The organism is Glycomyces lechevalierae, from assembly GCF_027622945.1.
Lineage (GTDB): Bacteria > Actinomycetota > Actinomycetes > Mycobacteriales > Micromonosporaceae > Glycomyces > Glycomyces rutgersensis.
In genome coordinates this window covers 66,663-86,676 of sequence record NZ_JAPZVQ010000012.1, presented here as the reverse complement: position 1 = coordinate 86,676, position 20,014 = coordinate 66,663, and the positions used below count along the sequence as shown (strand labels likewise).

19 protein-coding genes and 1 riboswitch are annotated in these 20,014 nt (G+C 71.2%); of the genes, 2 read left to right on the top strand and 17 right to left on the bottom strand.

Features of this window, described 5'->3' with window-relative positions:
* Positions 1-26 precede the first annotated feature (26 nt).
* The gene (locus O2L01_RS18145) at positions 27-959 is read left to right on the top strand and encodes a LysR family transcriptional regulator (RefSeq protein ID WP_333490291.1); all 933 of its coding nucleotides are present in this window, start codon (positions 27-29) and stop codon (positions 957-959) included.
* Position 960: 1 nt separating this feature from the next.
* Here the strand turns inward: O2L01_RS18145 and O2L01_RS18140 are convergent, their stop codons facing one another.
* A complete protein-coding gene (locus O2L01_RS18140; RefSeq protein ID WP_270123412.1) occupies positions 961-1,329 on the bottom strand; it encodes an ankyrin repeat domain-containing protein in 369 nt (122 codons plus the stop codon).
* A 223-nt stretch (positions 1,330-1,552) separates the two neighbouring features.
* Between O2L01_RS18140 and O2L01_RS18135 the strand changes: the two genes are divergently transcribed.
* Entirely contained in the window at positions 1,553-1,804 is a 252-nt protein-coding gene (locus tag O2L01_RS18135; RefSeq protein ID WP_270123411.1) for a hypothetical protein, read from the top strand.
* Between the two features lie 2 nt (positions 1,805-1,806).
* Here the strand turns inward: O2L01_RS18135 and O2L01_RS18130 are convergent, their stop codons facing one another.
* The 16 genes from O2L01_RS18130 to O2L01_RS18055 all read right to left on the bottom strand — a co-directional run bounded on the left by O2L01_RS18130 (position 1,807) and on the right by O2L01_RS18055 (position 19,957).
* On the bottom strand, positions 1,807-2,952 hold the full coding sequence (locus O2L01_RS18130) for a chorismate-binding protein (RefSeq protein WP_270123410.1): 1,146 nt from the start codon (positions 2,950-2,952) through the stop codon (positions 1,807-1,809).
* Between the two features lie 59 nt (positions 2,953-3,011).
* Positions 3,012-4,685 carry a vWA domain-containing protein gene (locus O2L01_RS18125; protein WP_270123409.1) on the bottom strand — a complete coding sequence of 558 codons (1,674 nt, stop codon included), beginning with the start codon at positions 4,683-4,685 and terminating at the stop codon, positions 3,012-3,014.
* Between the two features lie 88 nt (positions 4,686-4,773).
* Positions 4,774-7,596, bottom strand: coding sequence for an aminomethyl-transferring glycine dehydrogenase (gene gcvP / locus O2L01_RS18120; protein WP_270123408.1), 2,823 nt, complete (start codon positions 7,594-7,596; stop codon positions 4,774-4,776).
* A 91-nt stretch (positions 7,597-7,687) separates the two neighbouring features.
* Positions 7,688-7,788, bottom strand: a riboswitch (glycine riboswitch).
* 21 nt (positions 7,789-7,809) lie between these two features.
* Complete coding sequence (locus O2L01_RS18115; protein WP_310286583.1) at positions 7,810-8,367, bottom strand: MerR family transcriptional regulator; 558 nt, start codon at positions 8,365-8,367, stop codon at positions 7,810-7,812.
* Positions 8,368-8,459: 92 nt separating this feature from the next.
* The gene (locus O2L01_RS18110; RefSeq protein ID WP_310286585.1) at positions 8,460-8,930 is read right to left on the bottom strand and encodes a bifunctional nuclease family protein; all 471 of its coding nucleotides are present in this window, start codon (positions 8,928-8,930) and stop codon (positions 8,460-8,462) included.
* 132 nt (positions 8,931-9,062) lie between these two features.
* Positions 9,063-9,500, bottom strand: coding sequence for an FHA domain-containing protein (locus O2L01_RS18105; RefSeq protein ID WP_270123406.1), 438 nt, complete (start codon positions 9,498-9,500; stop codon positions 9,063-9,065).
* A gap of 34 nt (positions 9,501-9,534) precedes the next feature.
* Complete coding sequence (gene gcvH / locus O2L01_RS18100) at positions 9,535-9,912, bottom strand: glycine cleavage system protein GcvH (RefSeq protein WP_270123405.1); 378 nt, start codon at positions 9,910-9,912, stop codon at positions 9,535-9,537.
* A gap of 116 nt (positions 9,913-10,028) precedes the next feature.
* Positions 10,029-10,637 carry a CDP-alcohol phosphatidyltransferase family protein gene (locus O2L01_RS18095; RefSeq protein WP_270123404.1) on the bottom strand — a complete coding sequence of 203 codons (609 nt, stop codon included), beginning with the start codon at positions 10,635-10,637 and terminating at the stop codon, positions 10,029-10,031.
* Between the two features lie 397 nt (positions 10,638-11,034).
* On the bottom strand, positions 11,035-11,637 hold the full coding sequence (locus O2L01_RS18090) for a DUF624 domain-containing protein (protein ID WP_270123403.1): 603 nt from the start codon (positions 11,635-11,637) through the stop codon (positions 11,035-11,037).
* Between the two features lie 10 nt (positions 11,638-11,647).
* Positions 11,648-12,571, bottom strand: coding sequence for a carbohydrate ABC transporter permease (locus O2L01_RS18085; protein WP_270123402.1), 924 nt, complete (start codon positions 12,569-12,571; stop codon positions 11,648-11,650).
* Positions 12,568-13,566: a carbohydrate ABC transporter permease gene (locus tag O2L01_RS18080; RefSeq protein WP_374727654.1), complete on the bottom strand. Its 999-nt coding sequence runs from the start codon at positions 13,564-13,566 to the stop codon at positions 12,568-12,570. Before O2L01_RS18080 ends, O2L01_RS18085 begins: the two co-directional genes overlap by 4 nt.
* Positions 13,567-13,577: 11 nt before the next feature.
* Positions 13,578-14,873: an ABC transporter substrate-binding protein gene (locus O2L01_RS18075; RefSeq protein ID WP_270123400.1), complete on the bottom strand. Its 1,296-nt coding sequence runs from the start codon at positions 14,871-14,873 to the stop codon at positions 13,578-13,580.
* 79 nt (positions 14,874-14,952) lie between these two features.
* On the bottom strand, positions 14,953-16,398 hold the full coding sequence (locus tag O2L01_RS18070) for a rhamnulokinase (protein ID WP_270123399.1): 1,446 nt from the start codon (positions 16,396-16,398) through the stop codon (positions 14,953-14,955).
* A complete protein-coding gene (locus O2L01_RS18065) occupies positions 16,395-18,419 on the bottom strand; it encodes a bifunctional aldolase/short-chain dehydrogenase (protein ID WP_344468905.1) in 2,025 nt (674 codons plus the stop codon). The genes O2L01_RS18070 and O2L01_RS18065 overlap by 4 nt, the downstream gene beginning before the upstream one ends.
* 3 nt (positions 18,420-18,422) lie before the next feature.
* On the bottom strand, positions 18,423-19,592 hold the full coding sequence (gene rhaI / locus O2L01_RS18060; protein WP_270123397.1) for an L-rhamnose isomerase: 1,170 nt from the start codon (positions 19,590-19,592) through the stop codon (positions 18,423-18,425).
* Positions 19,589-19,957 (bottom strand): L-rhamnose mutarotase, encoded by a 369-nt coding sequence (locus tag O2L01_RS18055; protein ID WP_374727655.1) that lies wholly within the window; start codon positions 19,955-19,957, stop codon positions 19,589-19,591. Before O2L01_RS18055 ends, rhaI begins: the two co-directional genes overlap by 4 nt.
* Positions 19,958-20,014: the final 57 nt, after the last annotated feature.

The window sequence follows — 20,014 nt, the reverse complement described above, 5'->3', positions numbered from 1 at the left end:
GTGGGCGTCTTCGATGCCGTTAGGTTATGAAGATGCGCCCGCAGCAACTCCAGGCCTTCCTGGCTGTCGCACAAACCCGGCATTTCACCCATGCGGCCGAAGAACTCGGTGTGACACAACCGTCATTGAGCAAGCAGATCCAGGCGCTCGAAACCGAGCTCGGCGCGCCGCTGTTCACGCGCGCCCGCGGCCGCATCGAATTGACCGACGCCGGGCAGACGCTCCTCCCCCACGCGCGGCGGATCACCGCGGCGGTGACGGCGGCCCGGTCGGACATCGACGACGTGCTCGCCGTCCGCGCCGGGCACCTCCGGCTCGGGGCGACCCCGTCGCTGTGCTCGTGGCTCATCGCGCCGCTCCTGACCCGGTACCTGGAGGCGCACCCGGGGGTGACGGTGACGCTGACCGAGGACGGCTCGGGGCCGCTGACGGAGCGGCTGACGGCCGGGGACCTGGACTTGGCGTTCACGGTGGGCGACATGGCCGAGGTCGCCGGACTCAGCGTGCAGCCGCTGCTGTCCGAGGCGCTCGTGGTGGCGTCGGCCGCGCATCTGCCGCCGTTGACCCGGCAGGGGTTCATCGGGCTGCCGCAGCTGCGGGAGCAGGCGTTCGTGCTGCCGGCGCACGGGTACGACTTGCGGGATCTGACGATCGCGACGTGCGAGTCGGCGGGGTTCACGCCGCGCACGGGGGTCGACGGCGGCGCCACCGACGCCGTTGCATCCCTTGTGGAGGCGGGGTTGGGGATCGCGCTGCTGCCGGCGATGATCGCGGCCGGGCGCCCGGGCCTGCGGGCGACGCCGATCGCGCCGCCGGGGGCGAGCCGCACGATCACGCTGGCGGCGCGGCGCGAGGCGCCGTTGACGAAGGCGGCGGGGGCGTTCGCGGCGTCGCTGGAGGCGCACCTGACGGACCTGCACGCCTGGGGGCGTCTGCCGCAGGGCATGCAGGCCCTCTGACCTATTTGAAGGTGTCGCGGTCGAACATGGCGGCGATCTGGCGGGCCGAGGGGGTGCCGGCGTCGGGGTCGGCGCCGGCGTCGAGGAGGACGGTGACGACGTCCTTGTAGTCCTTGAAGACCGCTCCGGCGAGCGGGGACTGGTCGCGGTCGTTGCGCTTGTCGATGTCGGCGCCGGCTTTGAGAAGCGCCTGGGCGGTGTCGGCGTGGCCGTGGTAGGCGGCCAGCATCAGCAGGGAGTCGCCGGAGCCGTTGACCAGGTCGACGGGGAGTCCGGTCGCGACGAAGCGGAGGAGCCGCTCGGTCTCGCCGGCGCGGGCCAGGTCGAAGGCGGCTTCGGCTATGTCGTTGAAATCCTCGTGGTCGCTCACGTCCACCAGCTTGACACACCCGGACGGGCGAGGTCCGGGTTCGCGGCCGGGGCTCCGCAATGGACCGCTCCCAGTGGAGTTCACCCTCGCAGGTGTCGGATCGGGTATTGACACGGCTGCGCAGGGGTGGGAAAGATTGATGCGGGCCCGCGCGGGCGCTTCGCTGACACGAGTCCGCCGCGGATCCTTCTAACGGTGGGACACAAACGGTGAGGACTCGGGCATGAGCGAGCCGAAAATCCTAGGGCAGTTCCAATTGGAACATCGCACGATCCAAGTGAGCGGCGACGAGGGCAATGCCGGGACGGTGTGGCTGCGTCGCGTCCACCCCGATCCGCCGATGGCGCTCGGCTGCGTGGTCGAGCTCGACTCCTCGACGCCGCGGCTGCGCCTGTACCGGGCCGAGTGGCCCGATGAGCTGCGGGAGCGGGCGAAGGAGCAGACGCTCGAGATCTGGCGGTCCGCCCGGCACTGAGTTCAGGCCCGGGAGGCGTCGAGGGCGGCGGCGACGCCGGCGGCCTTCGCTTCGGCTTCGGCCACTTCGGCTTCGGGGTCGGAGCGCCAGGTGATGCCGCCGCCAGACCAGATGTGGGCGTGCTCGGCGTCGAGGGCGACGGTGCGGATGGTGACGCCCAGGCGGGTCTCGTGCCCGGTGAGGTAGCCGAAGGCGCCCATGGCGGGGCCGCGGCCGACGGGTTCGAGGCCGCCGACGAGGTCGAGGACGGCGAGTTTCGGTGCGCCGGTGACCGATCCGGGCGGGCACATGGCGCGCAGCAGATCGGCGAAGCCGGTGCCGGGGGCGAGGTCGGCGGTGACCGTGGACTCGGCCTGCCACAGGTCGGCCCAGCGGCCGATGTGGAAGAGGTCTTTGACGGCGACGGTGCCGGGGGCGGCGACTTGGGCGAGGTCGTTGCGTTCGAGGTCGACGATCATGACGTGCTCGGCGCGTTCCTTGACGGAGGCGAGCAGTTCGGCCTTGCCGTCCTCGGTGGCTGGCGCGGTGCCTTTGATCGGATAGGTCGCGGCCGTGGCGGTGTCGGCGGTGAGGAAGCATTCGGGGGAACCGGAGGCGACGAGCCAGCCGTCGCCGGCGAGGACGCCGCCCCAGGTCGCGCCGGTCACGGCGGCGGCGGCGTGCGCGAGGGCGGCCGGGTCGCCCGACCAGGGGGCGCGGCGGTGGCCCACGACGTTCGCGACGTACACGTCGCCGCGGCCGATCGCGTCCTGCACGGCCGTCACCGCGGCCGCGTGCCCGCCGCCGGTCCAGGACGCCTCCCAGGGGCCGACAGTGAAGGGCCCCAAGGGTTCGGGGGCGTGCTCGGGGCCGTGGGCGTAGGCGACGAGGGCGAGGTCGGGGACGGCCGGGACGGGGCTGGGCGCGCCGGTCGCGCCGCCGACCATGGCCGCTCCGGCGGCGGCCGAGATGAGCACCGCGACCCCGCACACGGTCCCGTCCGCGCCGTCGTGCTCGGTGAGGTGGCGGGCGCGGAACGCGGCGGCCAGCGCGGCCGGGTCGCCGTCGTCGCCGAGGCGCCATTCGAGCCGGTCGACTTCGACCAGCCGGGACCGGCACGCCGCCGGGACGCCCGGCGGGGCGGGGCGGACGGCGCGGAAGTCGGTCATGGTCCAAGTGTCGCCCAAGCGGGGCCCGGCGGCCCGAGCCGTGTGGCTCACCTCACCGGTCAGCCGCCGATGGCGTCGAGGACGTCCCCTTCGCTCGGCGCCTGGACGTAGGAGCCGCCGGTCGCGGCGGCGAGGGTCGTCAGGTTCTCGGGGTCGGTCTCGCCGAAGCCGACGGTGTAGACCACGGTCGAGCCGCCCTGCTCGGTGAGGGCCGCGGCGGTGTCGGCGGCGCTGCCTTCGCTGACCTCGTCGCGGCTGCTGTTGGTGAGCACCACGATGACGCTGAGCGCGCCGTCGGTGGCGTGCCCGTTCATGTAGTCGCGGGCGGCGACGAGCGTGTCGTAGAGGGGCGAGCCGCCGTCGTAGGAGTCCTCGGAGACGTCGTACAGGTCGGTCTCGAGGGTCTCGCGGTGGTCGTCGGAGAGTTCGGCGAGGTCGGCGACCTCCCGGTAGGGGGCGTCGTCCCCCGCGCCGACCCCGTACTCCCACAGTCCGGCCCGCGAGTTCGACTCCATGGCCTGGACGGTCGCGATCGCGGTCTGGACGGCGGCGTCCCCGGCGGTGAGGTCGTCGCCGTTGTAGGAGACGGTCTCGGCGCCGGTGGAGGAGGAGCGGTCGACGAGGAACAGGACGTGCAGTTCTTCGCGCCCGACCCGCCAGGCGTTGACGGCTTCGCCGACGGCTTCGGTGGTGGTCTGGGCGAGGGCGGCGGCGGGGTCGTCGACCGGGCCGAGTTCGGGGTCTTCGAACGCGCCGGATTCGACCTCGCCGCGCAGGAACGACCCGAACTGCTCGGCGATCCCCGCATCGGATTTCGAGACCCAGCCGCCGCCGAGGACCAGGTAGGTGGCGACGGCGCTGACGTTCGTCCCGGCGGGGCTGACGGCGACGAGCGGGTCGGCGGGGTCGTTCTCGGCGTTGAAGTCGTCGACCTGGTAGTCCAGGGCGGTCATCACGCGGGTCGGGTCGGGGGTCTCGGCGTAGGCGGCGAGGAGTTCGTCGGCGTCCGCGGCCAGCGCGCCGGTGCCGGTCGCGGTCTTCCACGCGGCCATGGCCTCGGCGGAGAGCCCGCCGGCGCCGTCGCCGGCGGCGTTGAGCATGGCGACGAGCCCTTCGGTGGACCGGCGGGGGTTCGCGGCCGCGATGGTGATGTCGCCCGCCTGCGCGGCGGCCACCACGTCGGCCCAGGTCGGGGGTTCGCCGCCGGTCCAGCCGAGTTCGGCGGCCTTCGAGTCGGGGACGGCGAGCACCGAGGAGGCCTCGCCGAGCACGAGCGGGTCGGCGGCGGCGACGATCCCCGCGGTGGCCTCGGAGGAGCCCAGGTACGAGGCCCACGCCTGGGAGTCGGGGACCCAGGCGATCGGGCGCGGCCCGAGGGTCTTCTCCTCCCAGTTGGTGCTCATGCCGGCCTGGGCGTCGCGGGCGGAGACTTCGCGGATCTCGGCGCCGATGCACTGCCCGGTGGAGGCCTCGGGCTGGGTCGCCTCCCATTCCTGGGCGGCGTCCTCGAGGGTCCCGAACAGGCTCGGCGCGACCGCGACGGTCACGCGGTAGATCGGGCCGGAGCAGCCCGACCGCATGAGCGCCACGAATCCCCACGTCAGCCCGGAGGCGACCAGCACGCACACGAGGGTGATCACGATCCAGGGGGCCACGACCATGCGGCTGCCGCCCTTTTTCCGCCGCCGCCCGAGCCGGTGCGACTTCACCTTGTGCGTGGTACCGAAAACCATCAGCTTCACTCCTGGGGGATCGTCGGCGCCCAGTGTAAAGCCCCAGCCTCAGGCCCCGCCCACTGTGGTGAGCGGGGCCCGCGTTCGGCTACTCCCCGAAGGCCTCGATCGGCGGGCACGTGCACGCCAGGTTGCGGTCCCCCCACGCATTGTCGATGCGGCCGACCGGCGGCCAGTACTTGGCGGCCGCGACGCCGGCGGGCCAGGCCGCCTCGGTCCGCGTGTACGCCCGGTCCCACCGGTCGGCGGTGGCGACGGCGGCGGTGTGCGGGGCCGCGCGCAGCGCCGAGGCCTCCACGGCGACGGCGCCGGACGCGACCGCGTCGATCTCGGCGCGGATGGCGATCATCGCCTCGCAGAACCGGTCGAGCTCGGCCAGGTCCTCCGACTCGGTCGGCTCGACCATGAGCGTCCCGGCGACCGGGAACGACATGGTCGGCGCGTGGAACCCGTAGTCGATGAGCCGCTTCGCGACGTCCTCGACGGTGACGCCGGAGGTCTTGGTGAGCTCGCGCAGGTCGAGGATGCACTCGTGCGCGACGAGGCCGTGCGCGCCCGCGTACAGCACCGGGTAGTGGTCGCGCAGGCGCGCGGCCGTGTAGTTGGCCGCGAGCACGGCGGAGGCGGTGGCGGCGGTGACGCCTTCGGCGCCCATCATCCGCAGGTACATCCATGGGATCTGCAGGATCCCGGCCGAGCCCCACCGGGCCTGGGACACGGGCCCGACCGGCCCCGCCTCGTCGCTCATGGGGTCGGAGGGCAGGAACGGCACGAGGTGCTCGGCCACGGCGACCGGGCCGACGCCGGGGCCGCCGCCGCCGTGCGGGATGCAGAACGTCTTGTGCAGGTTCAGGTGCGAGACGTCGGCGCCGAACCGGCCGGGCTTGGCCCAGCCCAGGAGCGCGTTGAGGTTCGCGCCGTCGACGTACACCTGCCCGCCGGCGTCGTGGACCTTCGCGCACACCTCGACGATCGTCGCCTCGTACACGCCGTGCGTGGACGGGTAGGTGACCATGATGGCGGCGAGGCGGTCGGCGTGCCTGGCGATCTTCGCGTCGAGGTCGGCGAGGTCGACGTTGCCGTCGTCGTCGCAGGCGACGACGACGACGCGCATGCCGGCGAGGACGGCGGAGGCGGCATTGGTGCCGTGGGCGCTGGCGGGGATGAGGCAGAGGTCGCGGTCGGTCTCGCCGCGGGCGTGCTGCCAGGCGCGGATGGCGAGGAGGCCGGCGAGTTCGCCTTGGGAGCCGGCGTTGGGTTGGACGGAGACGGCGGCGTAGCCGCAGACTTCGGCGAGCCAGGTCTCGAGCTGGTCGATGAGGGTCTGCCAGCCGCGGGTCTGGTCGGCGGGGGCGAGGGGGTGGACGTCGGCGAACTCGGGCCAGGTGACCGGTTCCATCTCGGCGGCGGCGTTGAGTTTCATGGTGCAGGAGCCGAGGGGGATCATGCCGCGGTCGAGGCCGTAGTCCTTGTCGGCGAGGCGTTTGAGGTAGCGCATCATCGCGGTCTCGGAGTGGTGGGCGGTGAAGACCGGGTGGGTGAGGTAGGGGGTCTCGCGGCGGAGGTCGACGGGGATGCGGATGGGGGCGGCGTCGGCGAGGGGGGCGTCGAAGGCGTCGCAGACGGCGCGGAGGTCGGCGTCGGTGGTGGTCTCGTCGCAGGCGATGGTGACGGTGTCGGCGTCGACGCGGTGGAGGTTGACGCCGGCGGCGGCGGCGCGGGCGGTGACGGTGTCGGCGCGGCCGGGGACGTGCGCGGTGACGGTGTCGAAGAACGCGCCGCCGGCGAGGGTGGTGCCGGCGTGTTCGAGGGAGGCGGCGAGGCGGGCGGCGGCGCGGGCGGCGTGCTCGGCGATGCCGCGCAGGCCCTCGGGGCCGTGCCAGACGGCGTAGGAGGCGGCCATGACGGCCGGGAGGACTTGGGCGGTGCAGATGTTGCTGGTGGCCTTCTCGCGGCGGATGTGCTGTTCGCGCGCTTGGAGGGCGAGGCGGAGTGCGGGGGCGTCGGCGGCGTCGCGGGAGACGCCGACGAGGCGGCCGGGCAGTTGCCGTTGGAGGCTGTCGCGGACGGCCATGTAGCCGGCGTGGGGGCCGCCGAAGCCCATGGGCATGCCGAAGCGCTGGGTGGAGCCGACGGCGATGTCGGCGCCGACGTCGCCGGGGGCGGTGAGCAGGGTGAGGGCGAGGAGGTCGGCGGCGACGGCGACGAGCGCGCCGGCGGCGTGGGCGGCTTCGACGGTGGGGGTCCAGTCGTGGATCGTGCCGTCGGCGCCGGGGTACTGGAGGAGGACGCCGAAGGCGCCGTCGGGGATCGCGGCGGGGTCGGTGAGGTCGGCGACGGCGAGGTCGATGCCGACCGGTTCGGCGCGGGTCTTGAGGACGGCGAGGGTCTGCGGGAGGACGCGGCGGTCGACGGCGAAGACGTTCCCTGCACTGCGTTTGGCGGCGCGGCGGGCGAGGAGCATGGCTTCGGCGGCGGCGGTGGCCTCGTCGAGGAGGCTGGCGCCGGCGACGGGCAGGCCGGTGAGGTCGGCGCACATGGTCTGGAAGTTGAGGAGGGCTTCGAGGCGGCCTTGGGAGATCTCGGCCTGGTACGGGGTGTACGCGGTGTACCAGGAGGGGTTTTCGAGGACGTTGCGGCGGATGACGGCGGGGGTGTGGGTGCCGTAGTAGCCGAGGCCGATCATGGAGCGGGCGGGGGTGTTCTGGGCGGCGAGGGCGGCGAGTTCGGCCTGCGCCTCGGTCTCGGTGATCGCGGCGGGCAGGTTGAGGCCGTCGTGGGAGCGGATGAGCGCGGGCATGCACGCGTCCATGAGCGCGTCGAGGCTGGGTTGGCCGACGGCTTTGAGCATGGCGTCCTGATCGGCGGTGCTGGTGCCGATGTGGCGGGCGGCGAAAGAACGGTCGGTCACGGTACCTCCGGTGACATGGGACGACGTCGCCATGAAGACGACACTGGCATCCCCTCGTCTGTCACCGGCCTGGGACCGGCTTCAGAGCGGCCTGACCTGGGCGGTCCTGGTACCTGAGAGTTTGAAGCGAGGGACTTGCCCCTTCGGTGCCGTGTAGCGCGTGTGGCCCACGGTCTCTCCCGCCCGGTTTTGCGGCTCTGGGGCCATGGTAGGTCAGGAGGCGGTGCGTCGGCGACCGGGCACGGCCCCGGTGTGGTGTCCCTGGGTCTGCTCGGGCGGGTGCAGCCGGGTCGGGGTCTTGACGGGGGCTTCGCCGGGGAGGGTGGCGAGGCGGCCCATGACCTCGGTGACGGTGGTGCGCACGGCGATGCCGAAGACGCCTTGGCCGCCGCGGAGGAGGTCGATGACCTCGCCGGCGGAGCGGCATTCGTAGACGGTGGAGCCGTCGGACATGAGGGTGATCTCGGCGAGGTCCTTCACGCCGCGCGAGCGCAGGGCCTCGACGGCCTTGCGGATGTTCTGGAGGGAGACGCCGGCGTCGAGGAGGCGCTTGATGACTTTGAGGACGATGATGTCGCGGAAGGAGTAGAGCCGGTTGGAGCCGGATCCGGAGGCGCGGCGGATGGACGGCTCGACGAGTCCGGTGCGGGCCCAGTAGTCGAGTTGGCGGTAGGAGATGCCGACGACGCGGCAGGCGGCGGTGCCGCGCCAGCCGCGGATCTGGCTGGGGGGGACGGCCGGTCGGCCTGCGGGTTCACTGTGGGCGTCCATGGCTTCCTCCCCTGGTCGGTTGAAGCCGAGCGTAACCGCCGGACCCTCCACCATGGGCTGAACGAGAGAAAAGCTCGGGCAGGTCGCGGGGGTTACTGGCTCTCGCCGAAGTCCTCGGGGGTGACCTCTTCGAGGAATTCGCGGAACTTCTCCACTTCGTCCTCCTGGGTGTCGGGGAGGACGACGCCGGCTTCGTCGAGGACGGCGTCGGCGCACCAGATCGGGGCCTCGGCGCGCAGGGCGAGGGCGATCGCGTCGGAGGAGCGGGAGGAGACGCGGGTGCGGCCGTCGAGCACGAGTTCGGCGAAGTAGACGGTGTCGCGCAGTTCGGTGATCTCGACGGCGGTGAGGGTGACGTCGAGCGCGTCGAGCACGTCGCGCATGAGGTCGTGGGTGAGCGGACGGGAGAGCTGCACGTCCTGCTGCTGGTAGGCGATGGCGGCGGCCTCGACGGTGCCGATCCAGATGGGCAGGTACCGGTGGCCCTCGGCCTCTTTGAGCAGGACCACGGGCTGGTTGCTCGGGAGTTCCACGCGGACCCCGACTACGGTCATCATCCGCACCGGTACGCCTCCAACGGGTGCCGTTCCTGGAACGGACCCGCACCGGGGTGGCCCCGGGCGGGTCCTCGAGACTGTCAGCCTACTCGCGGTCGACGCCCTGTGGGGCGGTCGCCGGGGGTCGAGCGGGCGCGGTCAGGCCGCGGTCAGTTTGGGGCCGCTGACGAACACGAGGCGGAACTTGCCGATCTGGACCTCGTCGCCGTTGCCGAGGCCCGCGGTCTCCACGCGTTCGCGGTTGACATAGGTGCCGTTGAGGCTGCCGACGTCGCGGACGGTGAATCCGGCAGCGTCGCGGTGGAATTCGGCGTGGCGCCGCGAGACGGTCACGTCGTCGAGGAAGATATCGGAATCGGGGTGCCGCCCGGAGGTGGTCACCTCCTGGTTGAGCAGGAAGCGAGCGCCCGCGTTCGGTCCGCGACGGACGAGCAGCAGAGCGGTTCCCGCGGGAAGCGAGCTCGCCAGGTTCGCGGCGTTCGTCTCCGCGTCGACCTCGCCGCTCTCCTGGAGAGCGGACAGGTTCATCGTGGCCGTCACATCCGGCGGAGGGAACTCGTCATTCGAACGCGTCATGGATTGCCACCTTCTACAAGTCTGGACCCTCTGGTCACTCCGTAAGCTTCGCATACGCACCGGCGTCGAGCAAAGCAGTGAGCGAGCCGGCATCCTCGACCTCGATGTCGAACATCCAGCCCGCCGCATAGGGGTCGCTGTTCACCAATTCCGGGGATTCCGACAATTCGTCATTGCACGAAAGAATCTTACCGGTCAACGGAGCGTACACGTCGGAGACGCTCTTGGTCGACTCGACTTCGCCGACCACGTCACCGGCCCGAACCTCGGTGCCTGCCTCCGGGAGCTGGACGTATACGACGTCGCCGAGCGCGTTCTGGGCGAAGTCGGTGATGCCGATCCGCACGACGCTGCCGCCCTGCGACTCGACCCACTCGTGCTCCGCCGTGTAACGCAGTTGCTCCGGAATCACCTGGCGCTCCAATCTAGGAAACCCCGCCGTGCGGCGGGTCGGACGATCATGACCGTATCGCCCGGGCCGGGACGCCCTGCGGCGGGGCCGCGGCTCGTGATCATGAGCGCGCGAACCTAAGCGGCCACGCTCGGTTCCGGGCGGCCCGCGCGCAGCAGGCCCGCGGCCTGGCGCAGATAGACGATCGCGGCCAGCCAGTACAGGCCCAGGCCCCACCACGCCAGCGCCCAGCCCAGGGGCGCGGCCCACGCTTCGGCGCCGGGCACGAGGCCGGCGACGACGAGCACCGGGAAGGACATGAACACCATCGCCGTCGCGCACTTGCCCAGGAAGTGCACCTGGGGCGGCGCGAACCCGTGCCAGCGCAGGACCACGACGATCGACACCAGCAGCGCCTCGCGGGCGAGCACGGCCACCGTGAACGGCCACGGCAGCAGTCCCAGGAACGTGAGCATGAGCAGCGAGGAGAGGATGTAGAGCCGGTCGACGAACGGGTCGAGGAGCCGCCCGAGCTTGGAGACCTGCCCGAGGCGGCGGGCGAGCTGCCCGTCGACCCAGTCGGTGCCGCCGCCGACGGCGAGGATGATCGCGGCCTGCCAGTAGTACTGGGTGGCCAGCAGGAGATAGCAGACCAGCGGGATGCCGAGGAGGCGCACGGCGGTGACGAGGTTGGGCCACGTCCACACGCCCCAACCGGGGAGCGGCGCTGCTGCTGGTTTGCTCAAGGCGGTCCTCTCGGCGGGGTCCGTGGCCGGTCGACCGCGTACCCCAGGGTCGGTCTCCTCTCGCCCGACGGTGCCTCGCCTGACCGTGCGCCGGGCGGTGCGCTGTCGTTCACGAGCCCGATGCTGGAAGGCTCTGCGGATCCGGTTCGGTGGGTGTATCTGGATTCTAACCGGAGCCTCCGACACCTGTACCCCGGAATTTACGGCCCACCCCTCCCGGCACTACACGCGTTGTACGCCGATCGATCGAGTTGGGGACCGGATAACACCATCCAATGGAGACGCACCGGGTGCGGCAGCCGTCGCGAAAACGTGACAGGAAACAACCCCGAGCCGGCCCTCGCGGACCGGCTCAGGGTTGAGCAGCACTGTCGAGCGGCACTCCGGATGATGAATATCAGGCGCCGCGGCGCTCCTCGGCCTCACGCGCCGCACGCCGCCGCCGCACCGCCACCGCCGCACCGACCAGGCACCCGCTCATCGGCACGACCAGCAGCCACAACGCCCACGCGCACGCCGCCAGCACCGCGACACCGCCGAGGAGGATCCCCGTCCCCGACACGTCGTCCCGCGTCTCATGCAGAGCCCCGGTGAACAGCGACCGCCACCGCTCCCCCGGCGCCCACGCCGCGCCCGCCCGCAGCAGCACCGTCACCGCCAGACCCGCCACGAGGAACGTCGCCAGGGCGAAACCCGGACGCCCCGGCACCCCCTTCTGCGCGAGCACCACCAGGTTCAGCACCAGCAGCAGCCCCGCGCCGGCCACGGCCAGGCCCGCCCGCCACGACTCCCGCCACGCCGTCCGGAAATCCGCCCAGAAACCGCCCCAGCCGGTCGCCTCGCCGTCCACATGCGCCGCCACATGCCGCGCGGCCGCCGCCAGCGCCGCCGGCAGCGTCACCACCGGCACCGCCGCGAGCACCAGCCACACCCCGGTCAGCAGGCATTCGGCCAGGAGCGCGAACCCCTCGCCGAACGCCTGCCTCCTGCGGGTCGTCACCGCGGCCACGCTAGCCCTTCACACCCGACGTCGCGATGCCCTTGATGAGGAACTTCTGGAACACCAGGAAGAACAGCACCACCGGCAGCAGCGACAGCAGCGTCATCGCCATCATCCCGCCGTAGTTCGAGACCGCCTCGGTGTTGTTGTACGACTGCAGCAGCCGCGGCATCGGGAACTTCTCGATCTCGTGCAGGTAGATCAGCGGCCCCATGAAGTCGTTCCACGACCAGATGAACGTGAAGATCGACGACGTCACGATCGCCGGCCGCAGCAGCGGCAGCATGATCGAGAAGAAGATCCGGAAGTGCCCGGCCCCGTCGATCGTCGCCGCCTGGTCCAGCTCGCGCGGGATGCCGCGCAGGAACTGCACGTACATGAACACGAAGAACGCGTCCAGGCCCAGGAACTTCCCGATGACGAGCGGGAAGATCGTGTTGACCACGTCCATCTCCGAGAAGATCAGGTACTGCGGGATGAGCATGACCTGACCGGGCAGCAGCAGCGTCGCGATCACGACGGCGAACATGGCCTTGCGACCCGGGAACTCCAACCGCCCCAGCGCATACGCCGTGATCGAGCAGGACGCGACGATCCCGACCACCGACAGCGCGGCGATCACGAACGAGTTCCAGAAGAACCGCCACAGCGGCACCCCCGCCATGCCGTCGAAGGCGCTGGCGAAGTGCTCCCAGGTGATGGAGGTGGGGATCGGGGAGATGGAGGTGAGGATCTCGGCGTTGGGTTTGACCGAGGCGGTGAGGACCCAGAACGCCGGGTAGAGGACGACCACGAGGACGGCCAGGAGGGCGAGGTGCCAGATCACGGATTTGAGCCGCGAACCCGCGGTGCGCCGCTTGCGGGCGATCACGCGCGGCACCTTCGGCGACGCTTGCGAGCCGTCGATCGGCTCGGCGGCGGTGGTGGCGGTCATCGGTTGTCCTCCCCCGCGTAGTAGACGAGGTTCTTGGCGGCGCGGAACATGACCAGGGTGACCACGCCGACGGCGAGCACGAGGACCCACGCCCACGCGGAGGCGTAGCCCATGCGCAGGTCCACGAACGCGAGCGCGTAGATCCGCACGGTGTAGAACAGGGTCGACCAGGCCGGGCCGCCGGCGGTGCCGCCGATGATGAACGCGGGCCCGAACAGCTGGAACGCGTGCACGGTCTCCATGAGCACGTTGAAGAAGATGACCGGGGAGAGCATCGGGATCGTGATGTGCACGAACCGGTGCCATCTCCCGGCGCCGTCCACTTCGGCCGCTTCGTGGAGTTCGCCGGGGACCTGGAGGAGCCCGGCCATGAAGATGACCATCGGCGCGCCGAACGTCCACACGCTCAACAGGACGAGCATGAGGATCGAGACGGACGGGTTGCCGATGAACCCGCCGCCCTCCCACCCGAACCAGGACATGAACTGGTCCTGGGGGCCGCCGCCGGCGAAGAGGGCCTTCCAGACGATCGCGATGCCGACGCTCATGGCGATGAGCGAGGGCATGTAGAACGCGGCCCGGTAGAAGCCGATGCCGCGCCGCGACTGCGTCAGCAGCATCGCGACCGCGAGGGAGGCGACGAGCTTGAGCGGCACGGCGAGCAGCACGTACATGAGGGTGACCTTGACGGCCCGCGCGAACATGGGGTCGTCGAGCATCGCCGTGTAGTTCTCCACGCCGATGAACTCGCCGCCCAGGAGCAGGTGGTAGTCGGTGAACGAGAGGTACAGCGACCACAGCATGGGTCCGACGGTGAAGACGAGGGACCCGATGATCCAGGGGGTCATGAAGGTGTAGCCGACGAGCCGCTCGCCGCGGCGGGAGATCGGGGTGCGGCGCTTGGCCGCCCCCCGGCTCCCGCCCGCGGGCGGCGCTTCGGCCCCTGTCGCCGCGGGTGGCGCGGTCGTGGAGGGAGAAGCTGACACGGTGACGATTCCTTAAGTGGTTACTGCTCGTTGGCCAGGAGGGTCGCGGCCTCGGTGAAGAACAGCTCGGCGGCGTCGGCGGGGGTCATCTCGCCGTACTGGACCTGCTGGTACAGCTCGCCGAACTTGACTTCGACGGCGCCGGTCGCGGCCGGCGGGGCCGGGGGCGGCGTGGTCAGGTACTGCGAGACCGACGCCTCGTAGTCGAGCACGGCCTGCGCGTACGGGTCGAGCTCGACGTTCTCCAGGCCGGCGTTGGTGGCCGGGATGCCGCGGTTGGTGCCGAGGATCTTGACGGCCTCGGGGTCGCCGAGGAGGAAGTCGATGAGCTTCGCCGAGGCCTCGGCCTGCTCGGTCGCGGCCGAGATGACCAGCTGCATGGACGGCTTGAGGTACAGGCCGAGGTTGGCCGGGTCCAGCGACGGCGGCGCGGCGAGCGCGAGGGTGCCGCCGTTCTCCTCGACGACCGGGGCCGAGCCGGGCATGAAGTTGTCCCAGCCGATCTCGGAGGCGAGGAGGTCCTGGACGAGGCCGCCTTCGGTCCATTCGATGGTGGTCTCGACCGGGGGGACGTCGCCGGCGGCGTACAGGTCCGCCGTGGTCTGCCACCATTCGGCGAGTTTCGCCTGGTCGAACGCGAGTTCCTTGCCGTCCTCGGTGTAGAACGAGCCGCCCTGCTGACGCAGCCACAGCTCCATGAAGTGGTACTGGCCGGCCCAGTCGCCGCCGCCCCACTTGCCGCCGCCGAGACCGGCGGTGACCGTGGCGATGTCGGCCTTGTACTGGTCCCAGCTGTAGCCGGGGGCGGGCGGGGTGACGCCGTGCGCCTCGAACCAGTCGGCGCGGTAGATCAGGCCGAGGGTGTTGCCCGCGGCCGGGACCGCGATGAGCTTGCCGTCCAGCTTCGCGGTCTCCAGGAAGCCTTCACGGAAGTCGTCGGTCTTGACGACGCCTTCGAGGGGCAGCAGCAGCCCGGTGGACCCGAACTGGCGCAGCCGCGAGTAGTCCATCTGGAACACGTCGGGCAGGTCCTGCGAGGCCATGCGGCCGGTCATGCCCTCCCAGTACGCCGGGAAGTCGGCGAAGTTGGTCTTGACCTTGATGCCGGTGTTCTTCTGCTCGAACAGGGCGATGGCCTCTTTGGTGATCTCGGCGCGGGTCGCGTCGCCCCACCATTCGAAGCTGATCTCGATCGGGTCGTCGGCGGTGCCGGCCGGGCCGTCGTCGCCGCAGGCGGCGGCAGCGGCGAGGACCGCGGCCGCCGAAGCGCCGGTGAGGAGTGAACGGCGTCGGAGGCCGTGAGGGTTGCGCATCATCGTTGATTGCTCCTTCTAATAAGAGGGGTCCCGCCCGAGGGGCGGGCCTTCGGGATCTATGGAGTTCGCTTGCGCCGCATCAGGCGACGCGGGCGGGCTGGAGCCGCGCCGCCGCACGCCCCCACGGGGCCTGCGGCCCTCGGGGTTCGTACCGGCGCGGGCGGGCGGAGGCGCGGGCGACCGCGCGCCGGGCCTCGGGCCCGGGCGGGATCAGGCCGAGCGCCTGAGCCTGGACGAGGGCGTTGCCCAAGGCGGTCGCCTCGTCGGGCCCGGCCAGGACGGCCCGGCCGGTGGCGTCGGCCGTCAACTGGCACAGCAGGCCGTTGTTCGCGCCGCCGCCGACGACGTGGATCGCCTCGACCCCGTCCCCGGTCAGGGCCTCGAGCCCTTCGACCGCACTCCGGTGGGCGAGCGCGAGCGAGTCGAGCACGCACGCCGCCACCTCCGCCGGCGTGCCGGGCACAGGCTGGCCGGTCTGGGCGCAGTACGAGCGGATCCGCTCGGGCATGTCGCCGGGGTCGGCGAACCGGGCGTCGTCGGGGTCGACGACCGACCGCAGCCGCTCGACCCGCGCCGCCTCCGCGAGGAGCCCGGCCAGGTCGATGTCGTGGCCTTGGAGCCGCCAGGTCGCGATCGACTCGTTGAGCAGCCACAGGCCGGCGACGTTGCGCAGGAACCGGATCGACCCGTCCGCGCCGCGCTCGTTCGTGAACCCCGCATCCAACGCCGCAGGCGTGGTGATCGGGGTGTCGCGTTCGACGCCCACGAGCGACCAGGTGCCGCACGAGATGTACGCGGCATGCTCGGTCCCGTAGGGGACGGCCGCGACGGCGGCGGCCGTATCATGGCTCGCGGTCGCGATCACCTGCGTCGAGGCGGCCAGGCCGGTCGCCGCGGCGACCTCCGGCAGCACCGGGCCGAGCACCGTCCCGGTCGGCGTGACCGGCCCGAGCAGGCCCAGGTCGAGCCCGATCCGCTCCGCCAACGCCCCGGACCAGTCCCCGGTCGCGAGGTCGACCAGCCCCGTCGTGGAGGCGTTGGTCGCCTCCCACGCCGGGACGCCCGAGAGCCAGTACCCGATGAGGTCCGGGATGAGGAGCGCCCGGCGGGCGCTCGTCGTCTCGGCGGCGAACTGGAACAGCGTGTTGAACGGCTGCGGCTGGATCCCCGTGGCCGCGAACAGCTCTGCGGCACCCACGCGCTCGAGGATCTCGGTCTTCGCGGCGGCGTTGCGGGCGTCGCGGTAGCAGACCGGGTTGGCGACCAGGTGCCCGTCGTCGCCGACGAGGCCGTAGTCGACCGCCCACGAGTCCACGCCCACCGAGACCGGTCCGTCGAGCGCCCGCAGGCCCTCGAGGATCCCGGCCCACAGGCCGAGCACGTCCCAGTACAGTCGCCCGCGCACGGTCACCGCGCGGTTGGGGAACCGGGCGGTCTCGGTCAGCTCGATCCGGCCCTCGCGCAGGTGCGCGGCCATGACGCGCCCCGAGGACGCGCCGAGGTCGACGGCGGCCAGGAGCGTCACCGCAGGAACCCCTGCGGATTCCCCGAGTCCACGGGAAGGTGCACACCGGTGGTCAGGCCGAGGTCGGGGCCGACGAGCGCGTACACCGCGTCGGCGACCGAGGACGGCAGCACCTCCTTCTTCAGGAGCGTGCGCCCGGCGTAGTACTTCCCGAGCTCCGACTCCTCGACGCCGTAGACGGCGGCGCGGTTGGCGCCCCACCCGGACGCGAAGATCCCCGAACCGCGGACCACGCCGTCGGGATTGACGCCGTTGACGCGGATGCCGTGCTCGCCCAGCTCTGCCGCGAGGAGCCGCACCTGGTGCGCCTGGTCGGCTTTGGTCGCGGAGTACGCGATGTTGTTGGGGCCGGCGAACACCGAGTTCTTCGAGGCGATGTAGACGATGTCCCCGCCCATGCCCTGGGCGATCATGAGGCGCGCGGCTTCGCGCGAGACGAGGAACGCGCCCTTCGCCATCACATCGTGCTGGAGGTCCCAGTCGGCGGCGGTCGTCTCGAGCAGCGGCTTCGACAGCGACAACCCGGCATTGTTGACGATCAGGTCGACACCGCCGAACGCCAAGGCCGCCTTGCCGATCGCGGCCGCCACGGCCGCTTCGTCGGTCACATCGCAGACCACACCGACCGCGGAGTCGGCGTTCCCGATCTCCCCCGCGGCCGCCTCAGCCTTCGCGAGGTCGAGCTCGGCGATCACCACGCACGCGCCCTCGGCGGCGAGCCGCACCGCGGTGGCCTTCCCGATGCCGCCGGCCGCCCCGGTCACCAGAGCGACCCGCCCCGCCAAGGGCTTCGGCTTCGGCAGCCGCTTGAGCTTCGCCTCCTCCAGATCCCAGTACTCGATCCGGAACTTCTCCGACTCCGGGATCGGTGCATAGGTCGAGATCGCCTCGGCCCCGCGCATCACGTTGATCGCGTTGACATAGAACTCGCCCGCGACCCGCGCGGTCTTCTTGTCCGGCCCGAAGGAGAACATGCCCACGCCCGGCACGAGCACGATCGCCGGGTCCGCACCGCGCATCGCCGGCGAGCCCTCGGCCGCGAAACGCTCGTAGTACGCCCGGTACTCCTCGCGGTAGGCGCCGTGCAGCTCTTTCAGCCGCTCCACAGTCTCCTCAACGGACGCGGTCGGCGCGAGGTCGAGCACGAGCGGCCGGACCTTGGTGCGCAGGAAGTGGTCCGGGCACGACGTGCCCAGAGCCGCGAGCTCCGCCAACCGCTCCGAAGCGAGGAAATCGAGAACCACCGCGTCATCGGTGAAATGCCCGACCTGACGCCGGTCAGTCGACACCAGCCCCCGGATCACCGGTGCCAGCACCGCCGCGCGCTCGGCACGCGCCGCGGCGCCCAAAGGCTCGGCGACACGGGCGCCGAACGGGTCGGCCTTCCCGCGCTCGGCGATGAACGCCTCGCAGCCGCGGATGATCTCCAGCGAGTTCGCCTCGCACGCCTCAGAAGTGTCACCCCACGCGGTGATGCCGTGCCCGCCCAGGATGCACCCGATCGCCTGCGGATTCGCCGCCTTGATCGCCGCGATGTCCAGACCGAGCTGGAACCCCGGACGACGCCAGTCGACCCACACCACACGGTCGCCGAAGCACTCCTTCGTCAACGCCGGACCGTCCGCAGCGGTCGCGAACGCGATCCCCGAATCCGGGTGCAAGTGGTCGACGTGCGCCGCATCCACCAGGCCGTGCATCGCCGTGTCGATACTCGGCGCGGCCCCACCGCGACCGTGCAGGCAGTAGTCGAACCGCGCGACCATCGCATCCTCGGCATCCACACCCGGATACGCGTCCACCATGGCCCGCATGCGATCCAGCCGCAGCACCGCCAGCCCCGACTCCGTCAACGTACCGAGGTCGCCGCCGGAGCCCTTGACCCACAACAGCTCCACGTCCCCGCCCGTGACCGGATCGGTCCCCACACCCTTCGCGGAGGTGTTCCCGCCCGCGAAGTTCGTGTTCCGCTTGTCCGCCCCGAGCCGATTCGACCGGGCGATGAGATCCCGCACCGCACCCATCGACTAAGCCCCCCAACCGGCGGCCCGGCCGCCCTGGCGGTCGGCCTTGATCTTCTCCGCATACCCCGAAGCCGCATACGCCGCCATCGGATCCGCATCGAGCCCCTGCTCCTCACGGAGCTCGGCCAGCAGCGGCCGCACATCCGTGTTGTACGCGTCCATCAGCACCGCATTGGCACCCAGCACATCCCCGGCCGCCTGCGCGACCGCGAGCGCGTCAGTATCGACCAGCAGCGCCTTCGCCGTCGCCTCCTGCACGTTCATCACCGACCGGATCTGCCCCGGAATCTTCGGCTCGATGTTGTGGCATTGGTCCAACATGTACGCGATCCCCGAATCCGCACCCACCACGCCCCGCAGCGCCAGCTCATGCATGATCCGGAACAACTGGAACGGATCCGCCGAACCGACCATCAGATCGTCGTCGGCGTAGAACCGCGAATTGAAGTCGAACCCGCCGAGCTTTCCCTCGCGCAGCAGCATCGCCACGATGAACTCGATGTTCGTCCCCGGCGCGTGATGCCCCGTGTCGATCACGACCTGCGCCTTCGGCCCGAGCTTGAGACAGTGCGCGTACGCCGTCCCCCAGTCCGGCACGTCCATCGTGTAGAACGACGGCTCGAACAGCTTGTACTCCAATAGGAGGCGCTGGCCGTCGCCGAGGCGGGCGTAGACCTGGGCGAGGACGTCGGCGAGGCGGTCCTGGCGGTCGGCGATGGAGTCCTGGCCGGGGTAGTTGGTGCCGTCGGCGAACCAGAGTTTGAGGTCGGTGGAGCCGGTGGCGTCCATGATGTCGACGCATTCGAGGAGGTGCGCGGTGGCCTTGCGGCGGACGGCGGGGTCGGGGTGGCAGACCGAGCCGAGCATGTAGTCGTCGTCTTGGAACGTGTTGGAGTTGATGGTGCCGATGCGGATGCCGAGGTCGGCGGCGTGGGCGGCGAGGGCCTGGTAGTCGTCCACCTTGTCCCAGGGGATGTGGAGGGCGACGGAGCCGGCGGCGCCGGTGTACTGGTTGACCTGGGCGGCGTCGGCGAGTTTCTCGAAGGGGTCGCGGGGGACGCCCTGCTGGGCGAAGACCTTGAAGCGGGTGCCGGAGTTGCCGAAGGCCCAGGAGGGCAGTTCGATGGTCTGTGCCGCGAGGACCTGCTTCGCGTGCGCTGTGCGGTCGCTCATCGGCCGGCTCCTTCTGCTTGCGCCAGTTGGGTCTCGAGGTTGAACACTTCGGGGAGGACGTTGAAGGAGTCGTCGGCGTTGGCGCCGCCGGTGCCTTCGAAGAACGGGGCCATCTCGGCCTGCCAGCGGGCGTTGACCTCGCGTTCGGCCATGGCGGCGCGGGCGGCGTCGAAGTCGTCGGTCTCCAGGTAGCCCACGAGGAGTCCGTCGTCGCCGAGGAAGAGGGAGTAGTTGCTCCATCCGGTCTCGGCGAGGGCGGCGAGCATGTCGGGCCAGACGGCGGCGTGGCGTTCGCGGTATTCGTCGAGCCGGTCGGGCCTGACGCGGAGCGTGAAGCACACGCGCGCCTTGGAAGGCGCTTGCAAGCCGTTGGTCGGGGCTGCCAAGGGGTTCCTCCTCGGAGTGCTCGCGGTTCGGTCCCG